At 63.2% G+C, this 19162-nt stretch carries 17 protein-coding genes and 1 pseudogene; 12 read left to right on the top strand and 6 right to left on the bottom strand.

Features of this window, described 5'->3' with window-relative positions:
• The first annotated feature begins 22 nt into the window (after nucleotides 1–22).
• From gltA to AB4Y44_RS23440, 3 genes are all read left to right on the top strand, one after another.
• Nucleotides 23–1324, top strand: a complete 1302-nt coding sequence (gltA, locus tag AB4Y44_RS23450; RefSeq protein ID WP_133183860.1) for a citrate synthase — start codon at nucleotides 23–25, stop codon at nucleotides 1322–1324.
• A gap of 713 nt (nucleotides 1325–2037) precedes the next feature.
• On the top strand, nucleotides 2038–3594 hold the full coding sequence (locus AB4Y44_RS23445; protein ID WP_368701016.1) for a hypothetical protein: 1557 nt from the start codon (nucleotides 2038–2040) through the stop codon (nucleotides 3592–3594).
• Nucleotides 3595–3662: 68 nt separating this feature from the next.
• Entirely contained in the window at nucleotides 3663–4685 is a 1023-nt protein-coding gene (locus AB4Y44_RS23440; RefSeq protein ID WP_368701015.1) for a T6SS immunity protein Tli4 family protein, read from the top strand.
• A gap of 68 nt (nucleotides 4686–4753) precedes the next feature.
• On the opposite strand, the gene AB4Y44_RS23435 is transcribed toward AB4Y44_RS23440, so the two are convergent.
• A complete protein-coding gene (locus tag AB4Y44_RS23435) occupies nucleotides 4754–5218 on the bottom strand; it encodes a VOC family protein (RefSeq protein WP_342918529.1) in 465 nt (154 codons plus the stop codon).
• Nucleotides 5219–5380: 162 nt separating this feature from the next.
• On the opposite strand from AB4Y44_RS23435, the gene AB4Y44_RS23430 reads away from it, so the two are divergent.
• The 4 genes from AB4Y44_RS23430 to AB4Y44_RS23415 all read left to right on the top strand — a co-directional run bounded on the left by AB4Y44_RS23430 (nucleotide 5381) and on the right by AB4Y44_RS23415 (nucleotide 9100).
• Complete coding sequence (locus AB4Y44_RS23430) at nucleotides 5381–6223, top strand: alpha/beta fold hydrolase (protein WP_368701014.1); 843 nt, start codon at nucleotides 5381–5383, stop codon at nucleotides 6221–6223.
• A 233-nt stretch (nucleotides 6224–6456) separates the two neighbouring features.
• Nucleotides 6457–6945 carry a hypothetical protein gene (locus AB4Y44_RS23425; RefSeq protein WP_342918531.1) on the top strand — a complete coding sequence of 163 codons (489 nt, stop codon included), beginning with the start codon at nucleotides 6457–6459 and terminating at the stop codon, nucleotides 6943–6945.
• A gap of 74 nt (nucleotides 6946–7019) precedes the next feature.
• Complete coding sequence (locus AB4Y44_RS23420) at nucleotides 7020–8372, top strand: sensor histidine kinase (protein ID WP_368701013.1); 1353 nt, start codon at nucleotides 7020–7022, stop codon at nucleotides 8370–8372.
• 71 nt (nucleotides 8373–8443) lie between these two features.
• On the top strand, nucleotides 8444–9100 hold the full coding sequence (locus AB4Y44_RS23415; RefSeq protein ID WP_342918533.1) for a response regulator transcription factor: 657 nt from the start codon (nucleotides 8444–8446) through the stop codon (nucleotides 9098–9100).
• 122 nt (nucleotides 9101–9222) lie between these two features.
• Here the strand turns inward: AB4Y44_RS23415 and AB4Y44_RS23410 are convergent, their stop codons facing one another.
• From AB4Y44_RS23410 to AB4Y44_RS23395, 4 genes are all read right to left on the bottom strand, one after another.
• Complete coding sequence (locus tag AB4Y44_RS23410; RefSeq protein WP_035512506.1) at nucleotides 9223–9630, bottom strand: TerB family tellurite resistance protein; 408 nt, start codon at nucleotides 9628–9630, stop codon at nucleotides 9223–9225.
• 55 nt (nucleotides 9631–9685) lie between these two features.
• Nucleotides 9686–9979, bottom strand: a complete 294-nt coding sequence (locus AB4Y44_RS23405; protein WP_368701012.1) for a zf-TFIIB domain-containing protein — start codon at nucleotides 9977–9979, stop codon at nucleotides 9686–9688.
• Between the two features lie 147 nt (nucleotides 9980–10126).
• Nucleotides 10127–11113 carry a TerC family protein gene (locus AB4Y44_RS23400; protein WP_342918535.1) on the bottom strand — a complete coding sequence of 329 codons (987 nt, stop codon included), beginning with the start codon at nucleotides 11111–11113 and terminating at the stop codon, nucleotides 10127–10129.
• Between the two features lie 192 nt (nucleotides 11114–11305).
• Nucleotides 11306–12220 carry a MipA/OmpV family protein gene (locus AB4Y44_RS23395; RefSeq protein WP_368701011.1) on the bottom strand — a complete coding sequence of 305 codons (915 nt, stop codon included), beginning with the start codon at nucleotides 12218–12220 and terminating at the stop codon, nucleotides 11306–11308.
• Nucleotides 12221–12859: 639 nt separating this feature from the next.
• Here AB4Y44_RS23395 and leuC point away from each other — a divergent pair.
• Genes leuC through leuB form a run of 3 tightly spaced genes read left to right on the top strand, consistent with a single transcriptional unit; the run spans nucleotide 12860 to nucleotide 16050 of the window.
• Entirely contained in the window at nucleotides 12860–14269 is a 1410-nt protein-coding gene (gene leuC / locus AB4Y44_RS23390) for a 3-isopropylmalate dehydratase large subunit (RefSeq protein WP_342918537.1), read from the top strand.
• 18 nt (nucleotides 14270–14287) lie between these two features.
• On the top strand, nucleotides 14288–14938 hold the full coding sequence (leuD, locus tag AB4Y44_RS23385) for a 3-isopropylmalate dehydratase small subunit (RefSeq protein ID WP_158760568.1): 651 nt from the start codon (nucleotides 14288–14290) through the stop codon (nucleotides 14936–14938).
• 44 nt (nucleotides 14939–14982) lie between these two features.
• Entirely contained in the window at nucleotides 14983–16050 is a 1068-nt protein-coding gene (leuB, locus tag AB4Y44_RS23380; protein ID WP_342918539.1) for a 3-isopropylmalate dehydrogenase, read from the top strand.
• 23 nt (nucleotides 16051–16073) lie between these two features.
• On the opposite strand, the gene AB4Y44_RS23375 is transcribed toward leuB, so the two are convergent.
• A complete protein-coding gene (locus AB4Y44_RS23375; RefSeq protein WP_342918540.1) occupies nucleotides 16074–16286 on the bottom strand; it encodes a hypothetical protein in 213 nt (70 codons plus the stop codon).
• An 89-nt stretch (nucleotides 16287–16375) separates the two neighbouring features.
• Between AB4Y44_RS23375 and asd the strand changes: the two genes are divergently transcribed.
• The gene (asd, locus tag AB4Y44_RS23370) at nucleotides 16376–17497 is read left to right on the top strand and encodes an aspartate-semialdehyde dehydrogenase (protein ID WP_028202917.1); all 1122 of its coding nucleotides are present in this window, start codon (nucleotides 16376–16378) and stop codon (nucleotides 17495–17497) included.
• A 165-nt stretch (nucleotides 17498–17662) separates the two neighbouring features.
• Nucleotides 17663–19162: pseudogene (locus AB4Y44_RS23365) on the top strand (fimbrial protein FimV); the annotation flags it as partial.

Here is a 19162-nt window from a genome sequence, read left to right as displayed (position 1 = left end):
TATCTTCGATTGAGGATGTGCTATGACCCCGTCTGATGTAAAAGCCACGCTATCGTTCAGCGACAATTCGCCGAGCGTCGAACTGCCGATCTACAAGGGCACGATGGGCCCGGATGTGATCGACATCCGCAAACTGTACGGTCAGACCGGCAAGTTCACGTATGACCCGGGCTTCATGTCGACGGCGTCGTGCAACTCGGCGATCACGTACATCGACGGGGACAAGGGCGAGCTGCTCTACCGCGGCTACCCGATCGACAACCTCGCGCAAAACGCCGACTTCCTCGAAACCTGCTACCTGCTGTACCGCGGCGAACTGCCGAACGCGGCGCAGAAGGAAGAGTTCGTGAAGACCGTCACGCAGCACACGATGGTTCACGAGCAGATGCAGTTCTTCTTCCGCGGCTTCCGTCGCGACGCGCACCCGATGGCGATTCTGGTCGCCGCAGTCGGCGCGCTGTCGGCGTTCTATCACGACTCGCTCGACATCAACAACCCGAAGCATCGTGAAGTTTCGGCGATCCGCATGATCGCGAAGCTGCCGACGCTCGTCGCCATGGCGTACAAGTACTCGATCGGCCAGCCGTTCGTGTATCCGCAGAACAATCTGTCGTACAGCGCGAACTTCATGCGCATGATGTTCTCGAACCCGTGCGAAGAGTACAAGGTCAACGACGTGCTCGTGCGCGCCCTCGACCGCATCCTCATCCTGCACGCCGACCACGAGCAGAACGCTTCGACCTCGACGGTGCGTCTGGCCGGTTCGTCGGGCGCGAACCCGTTCGCGTGTATCGCCGCTGGTATCGCCTGTCTGTGGGGCCCGGCGCACGGTGGTGCGAACGAAGCCGCGCTGAACATGCTGGAAGAAATCGGTTCGCCGGACAAGATTCCTGAGTTCATCAAGCAGGTGAAGGACAAGAACTCGGGCGTGAAGCTGATGGGCTTCGGTCACCGCGTGTACAAGAACTACGACCCGCGTGCGAAGCTCATGCGCGAAACGTGCTACGAAGTGCTGAACGAACTCGGTCTGCACGACGATCCGCTCTTCAAGCTCGCCATGCAGCTCGAAAAGATCGCGCTGGAAGACGAATACTTCGTGTCGCGCAAGCTGTACCCGAACGTCGACTTCTACTCGGGTATCGTGCAGCGCGCGCTGGGCATCCCGACCTCGATGTTCACGTGTATCTTCGCGATGGCACGTACGGTGGGCTGGATTGCGCAGTGGAACGAAATGATCGCCGACCCCGAGCAGAAGATCGGCCGTCCGCGTCAGCTGTTCATCGGCGAAACGCCGCGCGAAGCGAAGCCGATCTCGCAACGCTAAGCAGTTTTGCTTTGCCACGCCGCGCGCCCGATGGCGCGCCGCGTGCAAGCCTTCATGCAAACGCCCCGACGGGTTATCGCCCGTCGGGGCGTTTTCTTTGGCAAATGGCCAATAGACCTGTTGCGCGGTAGCAAGGATGCCGGGAGACGAGCACGAGGGTTGTGAGAGCGAATTGCTGTTAGGGGTAGCGGAGTACGTCGATGGCGAGCTGTTCCTTCAATAATTCTGGAATACTAAGAAACAGGGGGGTGACGGATTGAATAGGCTTTGATTTTTTTGGCTGAGCTTCGTTGGCGTATTGTGAGATTCGATTTTAGTCTGAGTTGTTTGGCAGATGTTAAATCAGACTAGTCTTATATTCGAATCTTAGAACGAATAGAAATATGAACAATTGGCCTACGTCAGATTTTGCTGAATCGGGATCTACTGGACTGCGCATGCTAGGTGGCAGAGGTGCAGAATGACCAGTGCTACACATGATTCGCGATCGAAATGCCTAACGTGTGATGGATATGATCCCAACTCGGCGCCGTAGCCATCGGAATCGACAATAGGGTGTCTATTGGCGTGGCTCTCGATTTTTCGGATTTCACTTTCAGCATCCGTTCACGCGAACTCGACAAGTGCAATGAATTAATGATTTTTTGGTCATCGTGATTGTGATTAATCCGCTTCTTGATTTTTCGAATTAAGAACAAACGGAGTGCCATTGCATGGCCACGAACGAACGTATTATCCCGGCAAGGGTCGCGGACGACGGTTCCGCACACTACACCTCTGTTACGTCTCCCCCGGATGACAGTACGGCGGTGTATTACATGATCCCAAATCGGGTGATTCCGGTCATCATTGTCCCGGGCGTGATGGGTACAAATTTGATGAATCGGCGACAAAAGCCAGTATGGCTCGCGGACGGAACATGGAGCGTCTTGAAAGAATGGGGTAGTCGAGGACCAGAGAAGCGTAAGGTGAAACTCGATCCAGCAAATACTTTGGTTTATAGCGGAGGTGCGCTACCGGCAGGCACACAACTTTCGGACGCTGAGTTGCGTCGTCGGGGCTGGGGTGAGGTTGCCAACATGAGCTACGGAACGTTCCTGCCTTGGCTTGAAAATGCCTTGAACGACGCGGATACCTGCAAGAACGGGTGGCGGGCGACACTGATGAAAGACTTGCGCGATCCAGTCCCGGGGATAACCCCGCTCTTACATGAGGAGGTGGCGCTCTCCTACAAATATCATTTGCCGGTACACGCGGTCGGATATAACTGGTTGCAGTCGAACGCCGATTCCGCCAATCGATTGGGCGAGAAGATTAACGAATATAAAAATTACTACCGAAGCCAACGCAAGCAATGCGACTACGTTATTTTAGTGACCCATTCAATGGGAGGCCTCGTTTCACGGTGGTATTCGGAAAATACGGGTGGCAACGCCAATATCCTTGGAATATTGCACGCGGTGATGCCAACAACCGGTTCGGCAACTGCATACAAGCGTGTGAAAAGCGGCACCGAGATGCCAGTCGGGATTGCTGTGGGTGCCAATGCTGCTGAGATGACTGCGGTCTTTGCCCAGTCACCTGGACCGCTTCAGCTACTCCCTAGCGCGGAGTACGGCATGGGGTGGCTGAAAATCCGTGACGGCTCACAGTCGGCAGCTCTCCCAGTTGCTGATCCTTACGGAGAGGTCTATCTGTCCCGTGGACAATGGTGGAGTCTTTGCGACGACAAATTAATCAACCCAATCGATGCGAATAAACAGACGGTTGATCAGGACTGGGCCTCCTATGAGCGAATCATCAACAAATTGGTCATTCCTTTCCATCTGGGGCTAGCTGGGAAGTACCACAATAACTCCTACGCATTTTACGGAGACGATGATGCCCACAAGACATGGGGCGAGGTGGTATGGGAGAGAAAGATAGGCACCGTTCTGAAGTGGGCAGATGCCTATGCCAAGGTCGATGACCTTACCAGCGGGCAGGTCATACGGGATAAGGGTACAGGCGACCAGGATTTGCTTCAACGCAGTGGGAGGGACCCGCTTGCCACACACTATACATTGCGGCCTGCTGCACAGAGCGGTGACGGGACCGTTCCCGCCGTTTCGGGTGCAGCCCCGAGGGGAAAGATCAAGCTATGTGTTGGACACAAGGATGTAGACCACGAGGGCGCATATAAGAAAAAGCCACAGATGCTCTTTGCGCTTTGGGCTGTCACACGGATCGTGTATCGAGCGAAGGAGACGAAAATGGCTTATGTCGAATGAGAACACTATTGATCACGATACTCGCGTGCATGATGGCGCTGGTGTCCGCATGCAACCGGGAGAAACCGATGACCGAGCAGGAAAAAGCCACCGTTCACGCGTTGACTACGGAACTCGAAACGCGCTGTATGGGCCGATATCTAATTGATCTACCAAAGGATATTCGGACGTTTGGCGACAGCTTCATTGAAGGTGTGACGTTTGAGGCTATACCAGCATCCAAAGCGGAATTCCTCCAGAACATCTCGGCTCGGGAGGCAAACCTCAACTCCCTCGTGAATCTGGCCGGAGGATATCGTGTCCTGTACGAGCACGGGGTCGTTCCGGCAATAGCAGACAGCTATTACTTCGTTTCACTCGAATCCCCTAAAGGGCAAAGCTCCGATATGCCGCGCATCGTAGAAGCATACCGCTGGGATCGTGGTTACCAGATAAAGCTACAAAGTGAAGCAACCGACATGGTCAATTCAGTATATGTAAGGGAGAACAAAGGTACGCCATACGGCATCCACGGCGAACTGATAAACGATGTTCCGGAAAAGAAGCGGCTTGTCTTTGGTCTTCTCGGCAGGGTGGAAGGTCGTGACGAGGCCACGATTCCAACTGTCCCCGGCGTGTGCTTTCTTGGCGGATTCTTGCATGGGTCTGCCGGGGAGAAAGAGGATCTGTCTGGCCAATACTACCTGCGCGATAAGCAAGACGTGAATTTTGTCCTTGAGACAACCTCTTTTATTCATGAGAAGACCACGCTGCTTCAACGTGGCGATAGTATTAATGACGCTCTCAAAGAGCGTAACGGCCATACTGTTCGAAAAGGCGTGGTTGACCTACCGGGTATGCAGGCCGAGGAGTGGCTGATGGCGGGTACAACGTATCTTTATATCCCGGGTCATCATTTTGTCCTGGAGGCAAATTCGAAAACAGGAAGTGCGCTTACGCCGTTAGTGGAACTCGATTTGGACAACGGCGACATCTTGCCAGACGATTGGCAAGGTGATCCGCCTCGCAAGGCGTCGCTTACGGAAAAGGAGGCCGTCGCACTTTGGGACGCTGTATCGCGGACACTTCGTCCACGTCCCAACGGCTTTTGAGCGGGGCTGCCTTTCAAGGCTGCCCGGTAGGAGCACCCCTCATCTATATACGGCGACGCGCGTGTGGTTCAGATCCAGCCGTCGATCTTCAGCCCGCTCGCTGCTTCCGCTTCTTCGCGCGTGACCTCGCGCACCGTCTCGCCGAAGCTCCACACGTGGCCTTCGGGGTCGCATGCCACATAGACGCGGTCGCCGTAGAACTGATCCGCCGGCTCGCGGATGATCTTTGCCCCGGCGGCGCGGGCGCGTTCGCAGTGCGCGTCGAGGCCGCTTTTCAACTGCACGTGTACGGACTGCGTGTTCTTGCCGTCCGCGTCGGCCGGGCTCGCGTAGGGCATGCCGGGCCAGCCGCTACAAATCATCACGTAGCCGTCCCCAAAGCGCATTTCCGAGTGACCGAGCTTCCCGTCCGGCGACGTGACGACGAACTGGCGCGTAAAGCCGAACGCCTTTTCGAGCCAGTCGAGCGCGGCGAACGGATCGCGATAGTAGATGGCAGACCCGAAGGCAGGACGCGGCGAGGTGTTGCTCATGTTTGTCTCCTGGCTGTATGTGTGACGAATCTAGCACCAGCGTGGTGCGATTGCGCGCAGCGCGTTCATGCACGGCCATTACCTCCGACGTAATCGTCAGCGCGCACGGCATCGACGACGATGTCGCTCATCGGCACACCCCACCCGCAAGGAGCGACGACCATGGCAACCTTCAACGCCCGCCAACCCGGCTACATCCGCATCGACGACGATACCGCGCTGCACTATCGCGACTGGGGCGATGGCGCACCGCTCGTGTTCCTCTCGGGCTGGACGCTCAACGCCGACATGTGGAACTATCAGTGCGCGCCGCTCGCGGCCGCGGGTTTTCGCTGCGTGGCCTACGACCGGCGCGGGCATGGCCGCTCCAGCGACCCGGGCCGCGGCTACGACTACGACACGCTCGCCGACGATCTCGAAGCCGTCCTTGCCGCCCGAGGTCTGGAGCGCGTCACGCTGGTTGGCCATTCGTTCGCGAGCGGCGAGATCGTGCGCTATTTAAGCCGCTACGGCTCGCGCCGCGTGGCAGGCATTGTGCTGGTTTCACCGGCGTCGACGCCGTGCTTGCTCAAGACTGCTGACAATCCCGGCGGGCTCGATGCGAGCCTTTTCGAAGCGTCCATCGACGAGATGCTCACGTCGTTTCCCGACTGGATCTCGCGGCGCGCCGAAGGATACTTCAGCCCCGGTACGTCGCACGCGGTCATTCAGTGGACGGCCGACATGATGCTGGACACGTCGCTCTATGGCGCGGCGCAACTGTCGCGCGTGCAGATGGTCACCGACTTCCGCCGCGAACTGGCCGCGATCGACGTGCCGGCGCTCGTGCTGCACGGCGACTGCGATGCCTCGGCGCCGCTCGAGATCACCGGACGCCCCACGGCGGCCGCGCTCGAGTACGCGACGCTGAACGTATATGAGGGCGGTACGCATGGCATGTACTTCAACCACGCCGCGCGTGTGAACGACGATATCCGCGCGTTCGTCACGCGGTGGCAGGCGTGAAATGCGGCACGGCCAGCTGGCGGATACACGTCGCGGATACAAGTCGTAATCAGGGCCCGGCCGCCCGCGCCGGGCGTAAAGGAATAGCGCCTCTGCGCCCCTCGTTTTGCAGATGACACGCGGCCGGCGCGAGCCCGCTCACGCGCCGTGTGCCAGGCGTACCGATGGAGTCTTCACGGCCAAGGCGCACAGCCCGTGCGCCGCGAGGCCGGTCCGTCGAGAGGGGCGACATCATGCGCAAACTTCTCGCTTTCACGGCGCTGGCCGGTCTGCTGAGCGCGTGCACGACACCGGTCGCGTCGCAGCAGCCCGCGGACGCGTCGTACTACCCGCCACCGCCCGACTGCCGCACCGTCACCGGCACTGCCGAGATCGACGGCGCGCCGCAGGTGATCAGCGGTCTCGCCTGCCTGCAGCCCGACGGCACCTGGCAGATCGTGCAGGGTAACGACGGCACCCAGGTCTACCCCATGGCATGGAACGACACGACGACCTGGTACGCTGGCCCATGGTACGGCTGGTGGCCGCCGGTGTTCGTGGGCGGCTCGTTCGTGTTCGTCGATCACTTCCATCACTTTCATCGCATGGATCACGTCTTTCCGGGCGGGCCGCATATGCATCCGGGGCCAGGCATGCACGGCGGATTTCATGGCGGATTTCGCGGTGGTCGCGGCGGCGTCTGGAGCGGGACGGGTGGCATGCACGGCGGCTCGCATCGCTGAAACACATCGCACAGCCTGATTTGCGCACGGCGAATCCTTTATGATGGAGCGCGCCTTCCCACCCGAGACGCTCCATGTTTTTCGCCGCGCATTCCCTGCATCGCCGCCTGAGCATTGCGATCGGCACGCTCGCGATCCTCGTCGGCGTGCTGGGTGCGCTCGGCACCTTCCTCGTCGTGCGCAGTCTCGCCGCCGAGTTCAACACGACGCTGCGCGACGCCGCCGCGCACGTGCAGACCGGCGTGCCGCACCGCGTGATCGAGCCGCGCGGCGACGGTGACGCCGCCGACAATTTCGTCGTGCAGATCTGGTCCGCCGACGACGGCGAAGTCCCGAGCCGCACGAGCAACGCGCGTATCGCGTTGCCGCGCGCGCAAAGCGGCTTCTCGTCGGTCGATTACGACGGCGAGTCCTGGGACGTGTTCGCGCTCGCCGCCGGCGACGAATACATTCAGGTGGCCGAATCGCGCAGCATGCGCAATCGCAACGCCTTGCGCGTGGCGTTCTGGAGCCTGCTGCCCGTGCTCGCGCTGCTGCCGCTGCTCGCGCTCACGATCGCGGTGACGGTGCGCGTTTCGCTGCGGCCGCTGGAGCGCGTCGGGCGGCGTGCGGCGAAGGTCGATCTGCACGACCTCAAGCCGCTCGAAGTGGGGCAGGCGCCCGTCGAGCTGCGGCCCTTCGTCGAGTCGATCAACCGCATGATCGAGCGCCTTTCCGTGCTCGTGAATGCCGAGCGCATGTTCATCGCCGACGCCGCGCACGAACTGCGTTCGCCGATCTCCGCCATGCAGTTGCAGATCGACAACCTGCACAACGCGCCGCCCGACCAGTACTCCGAGCGCTTCGACGAACTGCGCCGCGGCATCGTGCGCACCGGGGCGCTCGTTTCGCAACTGCTCGGTCTGGCGCGCGCCGAAATCGGCAGCACGCAACGCATGCTGGCGGAGGTGCCGCTCGCGCAGGTCGTCACGGACGTGCTGGCCGACCTGCTGCCGCTCGCCGACGCGCGCGGCGTCGATCTGGGCGTGACGCGCCTCGACGACGTGACCGTGCGCGCCACCGAGACCGACATGCGCGTGCTCGTGCGCAATCTCGTGGACAACGCGATCCGCTATAGCCACGCAGGCGCGAACGTGGACGTGGCGGTGTGCCGCGAGGACCAGGGCGTCGTCATCGACGTCACCGATAACGGCCCCGGCATTGCAGAGGCCGATTTGCCGCGCGTGTTCGACCGGTTTTTCCGAGCGGGCGGTCATCGGGGCGGCCCGCGCGGCGAGCATGACTCGCACGGCAGCGGCCTCGGCCTCGCCATCGCGCAGGCGGTGGCGCGCAGCTATCGCGGGTGCGTGACGCTCGCGAACCGGCGCGACGGGCAAAGCGGCATCGTCGCGCGTATCGAACTACCGCGCGAGTTGCCGCGCGCGTGAGCGTCGCGTCGATCCAGCGAACACAGCTCAGGCAAAATCCGGGAAAGCATGCGAAACAAAGGAAGGACACGATGCGCATTCTGCTGATCGAAGACGATCTGCTGATCGGCCCTGCGCTGCTGCGCGCGTTGAAGGACGCGTCGTACAGCGTCGACTGGGTGCGCACGGGCGAGAGCGGCCGCGACGCCATTCGCGACGGCTCGTATACGGCGGTGCTGCTCGACCTGGGGCTCGGCGACATGAGCGGGCTCGACGTGCTGCGTGCGCTGCGCGAGTCGCAGGACGCCACGCCCGTGCTCATCATCACCGCGCGCGACGACGTGGACACGCGCGTGGAAGGCCTCGATCTTGGCGCCGACGACTATCTCGTGAAGCCATTCGAGAGCAAGGAGCTGCTCGCGCGCATCCGCGCCGTGGTGCGGCGCAAGTCGGGCTTTGCCTCGCCGACCATGGGCAGCGGCCGGGTCACGCTCGACATGAACGCGCGGCGCCTGATGTTCGATGGCCAGTCCGACGATCTCTCCGCGCGCGAATATGCACTCATGCTCGCGCTGCTCGAGCGGCCGGGCGCGATCCTGTCGCGTCAGCAAATCGAGGAGCGGCTCTATGGGTGGGGCGAGGAAGTGGAAAGCAACGCGGTGGACGCCGTGATCTACAGCGTGCGCCGCAAGTTCGGCCACGCGGTGATCCGCAATGTGCGCGGGCTCGGCTGGGCCGTGTGCTTGTGAGCGCCCGGTGCAATCGAAAATAAAAAAGCGCGCAACAAGCTGCGCGCTGTAAAAACCGCGGCGAGCGCGGGGCTCGCCGCGTGGCGCGATGCGCGGGGGAAGGTCACGCATCGCGCGCGAACTTACGCCAGCAGGCGCTGCCAGGGTTCCTTCTGCCATGCACGGCTAAGCGAGGCGAGCAGCGCGACTTCGCTTTCGGCCACGTGGCGGTCCGAATACACGGCTACATGGCACAGATTCAGCACTTCGGCACGCAGCGCGGGATCGTCGAGCTCGCGCATCACCTGCTGCATCACGTCGGAGTCGAGCTTGCACGCATCGCTCCAGTTCAGGTGCGACGTGGTCTGCAAGTCTTCGCAGAGGCCCTTGAGAATGTCGCCGAATTCGCCGGGCGCGAGGCCGAGCCGGTCGGCAAGGCGCGCGCGATGGACGGCTGCAAGCTCCTCGCTGCTCAGGTGGCCGTCTGCGAGCAGCGCGACGGCGACGATCCGGCCCGCGGCTTGCGGGCTGTTGCAGGTGTAGGTACGCATGGTCAGGAATCCTCTTGAAACGTGATGTCGATGAAACGGTAGGCTTGGCCGCGGCTCAGTCGAAGATATCCTGCAGCCACGACTTGCGACGATGGCCATTGCCGCGATAGCTTTCGTGGGCGCGGCGCGGGGCGTAGTCGCCGTGTTGCGCGTCGTGCTTCGAACCGTGCTGGCGGAATGCCTGTGCATCGCCTTCGTTGCGATAGTGCCGGTTGGCGCTGCGTTCGATCAGCTTGTCGAGTTCGCCGCGACCGAGCCAGACGCCGCGACACCGCGGGCAGTAGTCGAGTTCGACGCCCTGTCGCTCGGCGAGTGAGAGGGTGACGTCAGGGCAGTTGGGGCATTTCATGATGCGCTCCGTGATGAGTGACAGGTCATCGAGGCCCCGGCCGTCTTGCGTGGAGGGCAACGCGGCCTCGATGGAACCCATCCTGGCAGAGCAAAATGAGCGAAGAATGAGGAGCGCGGAGGCGCTCCGTTCGAGTCGGGTTCGGCTTCAGGACGTGCCGAGCGTGTCCCTCGGCTTCTGCGTCCTGACGAGCGACACCACCACGCCGCCCGCGAGCAGCGCGGCGGTCACGCCAAGGCTGAACAGGGCGGGAATCTTGCCGATGATGCCCACCAGAAAGATCTTCGCGCCGATGAACACCAGCACGAGCGCGAGCGCATGCTTGAGGTAATGAAAGCGATGCGCCATGGCCGCGAGCGCGAAGTAGAGCGCGCGCAGGCCGAGCACGGCGAAGATGTTGCTCGTATAGACGATGAACGGATCGGTCGTGATCGAGAAAATCGCCGGGATCGAATCGACGGCGAAGATCAGGTCGGCGAACTCGATCAACAGGAGGGCGAGCAGGAGCGGCGTGGCGAGCAGCACAGGCTTGCCGGTGCGCGGATGCGCTTGCCACACGAGGAACGCGCGGCCCTCGAGCTGCGGCGTGACCGGTAGCTTGCGGCGCAGCCAGCGCAGGAGGGCGCTGTCGTCCACGCCGGGCTCTTGCTTCGGGCCCAGCAGCATCTTCACCCCGGTCACGGCGAGAAATACGCCGAACACGTACAGCATCCACTCGAAGTGCGTGACGAGCGCGGCGCCGAGCCCGACCATCACGGCGCGCAGCACCAGCACACCGACGATGCCCCAGAACAGCACGCGATGCTGAAGCTGACGCGGCACGGCGAGCGCGCCGAAGATCGACGCGATCACGAACACGTTATCGAGCGACAACGACTTTTCGATCAGATAACCGGTGATGTACTCGGTAGCGGGCTGCGCGCCGAGCTGCCACCAGACGAAGCCGCCGAACAGCATGCCCACGGCGACATAACCGAGCGAGAGCCAGAGACTTTCGCGGATGCCGATTTCGTGGTCGTCACGGTGCAGCACGCCGAGGTCGAGTACGAGCAGCACGATCACCACCGCGAGGAAGGCGATCCAGAGCCACGCGGGCTGACCGAGGAAGGAGGCCGTGGCGATCGGCGCGAGCATGGTCGATCCTTTGAACGTAGAGGGAAACGCGGCCCCCGTGCGCGGTTTTTGCGGACACAAGCGGCCGACTGGGCCTGGCGCCCATACGGTCAAGGATAGTGGCGAAGAATGAGCGGTGAATGAGCGATGGCCGGGCAAGCGCCTGCTCGCGCGATGCGCGCCGGCCTGACGCCGGTGAGGCGGCCCGCCGCGCTAGAACTGGTAATTGATCGAGACGTCGCAAACGCCGCCCGTCTTCGACTGGATGATCGGGCTGTGCGAGGCGCTGCCGAGCAGGCGCTTGATGGCGCCGTCCGCGCTCACGAACCAATGTTTGTTGACGAAATACACCATCGTGATGCCGAAGCCGGCTGACTTGAGGCCCGCGCTCGCGTCGTACTGACGGTAGCCCGATGCGGCCGCTTGCTGCGGCGTCACGCCAAACCAGCTCTGCATGTAGTTCGAGTCGGCGAACGTGACCGAGGGGCCGGCGAACCAGTAGAAGTTCTGGTTGCTGCCCGGCAGCGGCATATAGGCGCCGAGATCCGCGGTCCAGCCGTTCGAACCGCCGAAACTGCGCGTGAAGGCGGTGCGGAACACGAGCGGAAAGTCCTTCGAAATCACATATTCACCGGCGACCTTCAATTCCGGCGCCGGGTTGATGTTGCCCATGCCGTGCAGCCGCGTCGGGTCGTCCTGACCGCGCCGCCCGAGGTCATAGGCCCCCGCGACGCTCACGCGCCAGTTCGGGCCCTGCAGAACGTTGACGCCGAAGCCTTCGCCCGTCGAGCCGAACAGGATGTCCTTGTAGCGCAGGTCAATGCTTGGCCCGACCAGCGTGTGATAGCGGTCCGAGCCGTCGTAGCGCGGTTCGAAGGTCGCGCCCACGCCGAGCCGTGCCTCGAAGTCGGGACGGTTCGGCTGAAACATCTTTTCGAGCGGGATGCCTGCGGAATATTGCCATTCGCCGAGCGGCGAGGGGGTCTGCGCTTCGGCGCGCGGGGCGAGCGCGGCGAGGGCGCATGCCGCGGCGGCGAGCGACGCACGCTGCGTGGCCCGCGAGCGGCGCGGCGCGGCGGGTTTTATTCTGCTTTTTCGTTGTTGCGCAGTGCGGATTGCGAGTGGCATGAAGCCTCCGGGTTTGCCTGGTCGGCCGCGGCGTCGTTCGTTGAGTGCGACGCACTCACGATGGAACTCCGCGCGGCCGGGCTCGTCTCGCAAACCTCGTGCCTGGCTTATCCATGACCGGGCGGCGTCCGCCCGGCGGCTCGCGGCGCCCGCTTCAAGCGATGACCGTCAAACGCGCGAAACAAGCCTGGATAATCAGGAAAGCTAACTGAATTGGGGGGATTCGACGCACCGTTCTGGAGCGCCGCATTCGCCCCGATTAAACCCTGGCGCCAATTTGCCGTTAGACAGCCATGGACCTCGGCGATGCGGCCCCCCCTGTGTCGCGGAGCCGAAGCCCATGTTGCACCGTTCTCACAGCGGTCACCAACTTGCGCCGGTCGTGGTCGGGCCGGCGCATTCCCTTTTTGCATCCCCGAACCCTTTCAACGCGCGGCACAGCGGCGCCCGCTACGGCGTGGCGCAGATCCGCGACGACGACGCGCGCGACGGGTAACGCTGATACAGGTATCGCGACTACCACCATAACTCCCTGTTTTTTATCGCTTTTTTCGGGAAAGGCCCTGTGGCGAGCGGATTTCGCGTGGCATAATCGATTCACACCGTATTGCCCCGCAGACAAACATTTCCCCGCACATCATGGCAAAGACGCTCTACGACAAATTGTGGGACACGCATGTGGTCCACACGGAAGACGATGGCACGACGATTCTCTACATCGACCGTCATCTGTTGCACGAAGTCACCAGTCCGCAGGCATTCGAAGGCCTGAAGATGCATGAGCGCCCGGTGTGGCGCATCAGCGCGAACCTGGCCGTTTCCGACCACAACGTGCCGACCACCGACCGCAGCCACGGCATTGCCGACCCGGTCTCGAAGCTGCAGGTGGACACGCTCGATTCGAACTGCGACGCCTTCGGCATCACGCAGTTCAAGATGGCCGACCAGCGCCAGGGCATCGTGCACATCGTCGGTCCGGAACAGGGCGCAACGCTGCCTGGCATGACCATCGTCTGCGGCGACTCGCACACGTCCACGCACGGCGCGTTCGGTGCGCTCGCGCACGGCATCGGCACGTCGGAAGTCGAGCACGTGCTGGCCACGCAAACGCTCCTGCAAAAGAAGAGCAAGAACATGCTCGTGAAGGTCGAGGGCCAACTGCCGCGCGGCTGCACCGCGAAGGACATCGTGCTCGCCATCATCGGCAAGATCGGCACGGCGGGCGGCACGGGCTACGCCATGGAGTTCGGCGGCTCGATGATCCGCAGCCTCACGATGGAAGGCCGCATGACCGTATGCAACATGGCGATCGAAGGCGGCGCGCGCGCCGGCATGGTCGCCGTGGACGACACCACGATCGACTACCTCAAGGGCCGTCCGTTCTCGCCGCAGGGTGCGGAGTGGGATCAGGCCGTCGAGTACTGGAAGAACTTCCGCACCGACGAAGGTGCGCACTTCGACCGCGTGGTCGAACTGAGCGCGGCCGACATCGTGCCGCAGGTCACGTGGGGCACGTCGCCGGAAATGGTCACGGCAGTCGACAGCCGCGTGCCGGATCCCGAGCGCGAGAAGGACCCGGTCAAGCGCGACGCGATGGAGCGCGCGCTGCAGTACATGGCGCTCGAACCGAATACGCCGATCGAGTCGATCAAGCCGGACAAGATTTTCATCGGCTCGTGCACGAACGCGCGCATCGAAGACCTGCGCTCCGCCGCTTACGTCGTGAAGAAGCTCGGCCGCCGCGTGGCGCCGAACATCCGCCTCGCGATGGTCGTGCCGGGCTCGGGTCTCGTGAAGGCGCAAGCCGAGCGCGAAGGCCTCGACAAGGTGTTCACCGAAGCCGGTTTCGAATGGCGCGAGCCGGGCTGCTCGATGTGTCTCGCGATGAACGCCGACCGGCTGGAGCCGGGCGAGCGCTGCGCGTCGACCTCGAACCGCAACTTCGAAGGCCGCCAGGGCGCGGGCGGTCGCACGCACCTCGTGAGCCCGGCCATGGCAGCCGCCGCGGCAATCGAAGGCCATTTCGTCGACATTCGCAAGCTGGGCTGAGCTGAGGCTACACGGATCATGGAAAAATTCATCGTACACACCGGCGTCGTGGCGCCGCTCGATCGCGAGAATGTCGATACCGACGCGATCATTCCCAAGCAGTTCCTCAAGTCGATCAAGCGCACCGGCTTCGGCCCGAATGCCTTCGACGAATGGCGTTACCTCGACCACGGCGAGCCGGGCCAGGACAACTCGAAGCGCCCGCTCAACCCGGACTTCGTGCTGAACCAGCCGCGCTATCAGGGCGCCTCAGTGCTGCTCACGCGCAAGAACTTCGGCTGCGGCAGCTCGCGCGAGCACGCGCCGTGGGCGCTCGACCAGTACGGCTTCCGCGCGATCATCGCGCCGAGCTTCGCGGACATCTTCTATAACAATTGCTTCAAGAATGGCCTGCTGCCGATCGTGCTTTCCGAATCGGACGTGGATCACCTGTTCAACGAGACGTACGCGTTCAACGGCTTCCAGCTCACGGTCGATCTGGACAAGCAGGTCGTGCGCACGACGGACGGCTCGAAGGAATATCCGTTCGAAGTGGCCGCGTTCCGCCGCTACTGCCTGCTGAACGGCTTCGACGACATCGGCCTCACGCTGCGTCACGCCGACAAGATCCGCCAGTACGAAGCCGAGCGCCTCGCGCGCCAGCCGTGGCTGAACAACCGCGTGCTCTGATACCTGCATATACGCACACTGAACAAACAGCGAGGAATCACAGGATGAAGATTGCAGTGCTGCCGGGCGACGGCATCGGTCCCGAGATCGTCAAGGAAGCCGTCAAGGTGCTGAACGCACTGGGCGAAACGTTCGAGCTGGAAGAAGCGCCGGTTGGCGGCGCGGGCTACGAGGCTAGCGGCCATCCGCTGCCCGAGGCAACGCTCGCGCTGGCCAGGTCCGCCGACGCGATCCTGTTCGGCGCCGTGGGCGACTGGAAGTACGACAAGCTCGAGCGCGCGCTGCGTCCCGAGCAGGCCATTCTCGGCCTGCGCAAGCATCTGGAACTGTTCGCGAACTTCCGCCCGGCGATCTGCTATCCGCAGCTCACGGGGGCCTCGTCGCTGAAGCCGGAAATCGTTTCGGGCCTCGACATCCTGATCGTGCGCGAACTGAACGGCGACATCTACTTCGGCCAGCCGCGCGGCACGCGCGAAGCGCCGGACGGCAACTTCAAGGGCGCGCGCGAAGGCTTCGACACGATGCGCTATGCGGAGCCCGAAGTGCGCCGCATCGCTCACGTGGCGTTCCAGGCCGCGCAAAAGCGCCAGAAGAAGCTCACCTCTGTCGATAAGGCCAACGTGCTCGAAACGTCGCAGTTCTGGAAGGACATCATGATCGATGTCTCAAAGGAATATCCGGACGTCGAGCTGTCGCACATGTATGTCGACAACGCGGCCATGCAGCTCGTGAAGGCGCCGAAGGCGTTCGACGTGGTGGTGACCGGCAACATGTTCGGCGACATTCTCTCGGACGAAGCCGCGATGCTCACGGGCTCGATCGGCATGCTGCCCTCGGCCTCGCTCGACAAGAACAACAAGGGTCTGTACGAGCCGTCGCACGGTTCGGCGCCGGACATCGCGGGCAAGGGCATCGCCAACCCGCTCGCCACGATCCTTTCGGCCGCCATGATGCTGCGCTACTCGCTGGGCCGCCCGGAACAGGCGGACCGCATCGAGAACGCAGTGAAGAAGGTGCTGGAGCAAGGCTATCGCACCGCCGACATCATCACGCCGGACTGCAAGCAGGTCGGCACGGTGGCGATGGGCGATGCGGTGATCGCAGCGCTGTAAGGTCGCAAAAAGGGCACGCCGTTTCAGGCGCGCCCTTTTTTGTTTCGCGCGCCTGAACAGGCGTTGCAAATAGCGGAAAGTATGGTTTTTTCCGCGCAAATTAACTGTTTCGTGTATATTGCTTCGATGGCGAAGATCTCCCAGATCACGACTGTTACGAACATCCACGGCATGAATGCCCGTGCGATTTCGCTCGCCATCACCACGAAAACGACGATTATCAAAACGATCACCATTCGTTGATCGCTCGTCGTGCCCGCTCATCTTCCCCGCGCGGCCACGCCGGGCGAGCGAAGCGGGGAAGTGTCCATCTCAAGGGTTAGTCATGAACGTAGGTCTCGTAGGTTGGCGCGGCATGGTCGGCAGCGTGCTGATGCAGCGCATGCAGGAAGAACGTGATTTCGACCTGATCGAACCGGTGTTTTTCAGCACCAGCAACGCAGGCGGCGCGGCTCCGTCGTTCGCCAAAAACGAGACGAAGCTCAAGGACGCGAACAGCGTCGACGAGCTCAAGAAGTGCGACATCATCATCACCTGCCAGGGCGGCGACTACACCAACGAGGTGTATCCGAAGCTGCGCGCGGCAGGCTGGAACGGCTACTGGATCGACGCGGCCTCGGCGCTGCGCATGAAGGACGACGCCGTCATCATCCTCGACCCGGTCAACCTCGACGTCATCAAGGACGCGCTGGTCAAGGGTCAGAAGGACTTCGTCGGCGGCAACTGCACGGTCAGCCTCATGCTGATGGCGCTGGGCGGCCTGTTCCGCGAGAACCTCGTCGACTGGATGACGGCCATGACCTACCAGGCCGCTTCGGGCGCGGGCGCGCAGAACATGCGCGAACTGCTCTCGCAGATGGGCGCGCTCAACGCATCGGTCGCGAGCGACCTGGCGAATCCGTCGTCGGCGATCCTCGACATCGACCGCAAGGTGCTGGCCACCATGAACAGCGACGCCATGCCGACCGAACACTTCGGCGTGCCGCTCGCGGGCTCGCTGATTCCCTGGATCGACAAGGATCTCGGCAACGGCATGTCGAAGGAAGAGTGGAAGGGCGGCGCGGAAACCAACAAGATTCTCGGCAAGCCGGCCATGGGCCAGCCGGGCTCGATTCCGGTCGACGGCCTGTGCGTGCGTATCGGCGCGATGCGCTGCCACTCGCAGGCGCTCACGATCAAGCTGAAGAAGGACGTGCCGCTCGACGAGATCGACGGCATCCTCGCTTCGGCCAACGACTGGGTCAAGGTCGTGCCGAACCAGCGCGAGGCGTCGATGCGCGATCTGTCGCCGGCCGTGGTCACGGGCACGCTGTCGGTGCCGGTGGGCCGTCTGCGCAAGCTGGCCATGGGCGGCGAGTATCTGTCGGCCTTCACGGTGGGCGACCAGCTGCTGTGGGGCGCGGCTGAACCGCTGCGCCGCATGTTGCGCATTCTGCTCGACAAGTGAATGAATTAAACTACGCGGCTAATGACGCGTAGACAGGGTGAAAAGCGCCGCGCCAGTCGCGGCGCTTTTTTATTGCACGCTTTTTATTGCATGCATCGATGCAATCGCCCCGAAGCACACTCCTATTTGATCGACAGCCGCAAGAGCGGTATGCCAGGGCAACTGATGATCGTTCGATTTGATTCTGTTTCCGCCGCGCCTCGCGCGAAGCGCGCCCAAGGTCGGCGCGCCATCCGCGCCGCTGTGGCGGCGGCGAGTTTGCTGTTCTGCGGCCTCGCCGCTGCGCAGGGCGGCGCGAGTGCGACGCAAGGCGCGGCAGGTGCCAGTGCTCCCAGTGCTGCGTCGTCTGCCGCGGCTGCGGTGAGCATCGCGGGGCAATACACCGTTCATCCCGGCCAGTCGTTGCACGACGTGGCCGTCGACCTGACGCAGTCGCACGACAAGGCCGCGCTCGCACGCATGAGCCAGGCGCTGTTCGATGCGAACCCCAATGCGTTCATCAAGCAGGATCCCAGCCGCATGCGCGTGGGTGCGATGCTTAACGTGCCCGCTACGCCGGACGTTTCGAGTGCGGCGCAGGGCATGACGGCGGCAGCGGGTGGGACGGCTGCTTCGGCTGCCGCCCGCGCTGCCGCCACGGCGGCGACCGCACCTGCCAGCACACCCGCCGCTGCTTCGAGCGGCGCTGCCGAGGCTGTAGCGGCTGCATCGTCGGCGGCTGCTGCCGCAACGGGCGGCGCGAGTTCGGCAAGTGCTGCCGCGACGACTGCGGGGGCTGCCTCGGCAGTCGCAGCGAGCGGCCCCGAAGCGGCCGCGCAAGGCGCATCTGGTGCCGCTGCCGTGGGCGCCAGCGCCGTGGCGCCGGCGTCGGCGGCCAGCGACTCGCACGTATGGAGCGGTGCGGTCCAGCAGGCCCCGGCCAGCAGCGCATCGGCACAAGGCGGGAAGGCGCCCGTGACGGTCTCGAGCCTGCAACAGCTCCTCGCCTTGAAGAACCGCGTGCTGATGGCGTTGCAGCAGCACGGCATCGGCAAGCCGGCGCAGACGGCGGGCGGCGCGTCCGCAGGTGCGCCTGCTGCGCAAGGCGGCGCGCCGGTGCAGAACGGCGCGGCGAACGCTGGCCCGGCGGGCGGTCAACCGGAAGTCTCGCCGATCGCCATGGGTGCCGTGGCGGCGGTCGTCGTGGTGCTGCTCGCGTTGTTCGTGCGCCTGCTCACGCGCAAGCGCAAGAAACCGGCTGAGCAGGCGCCTGAGGTCTCGCCCGAAGCGCACGAGCCGACGGCGTCTGCATCGGCGGCTGCCGCCGTTGCCACCGCGCCTGTGGCCGAAGAGCCGCCGGTATTGCACGAGCCGATTTCGCACGCCGGGGAAGAACCGGGCGTGAACGAAGTCGCGCCTGTGGAGGAAGCGGAGTTTGTGGCGCCGGTTGCGCCGGCAGAACCCGCAGCGGACGAAGTCGCGATCACGCCGGTGCCCACGCCGGTCGTCACTGCCGCGCCGCTCGAGCACGAGGAGGCGCTGCCGCCTACGCTCACCGAGACGCTGCACCCGGCCACACCGCAAGCGCCTTCGGCTGCGCAGGAAGCGCACGCGGCCCACGAACTGCCGCACGGCGTCGAGCCGGGCGAACCGCAGACGCTTGCCGACGCGACCGACGCCGCCAGC

It is taken from the genome of Paraburkholderia sp. BR10937 (genome assembly GCF_040965695.1).
Classification (GTDB): Bacteria; Pseudomonadota; Gammaproteobacteria; order Burkholderiales; family Burkholderiaceae; genus Paraburkholderia.
Note: the sequence above shows the minus strand (reverse complement) of the source record. Positions and strands in the feature narration are given on the sequence as shown.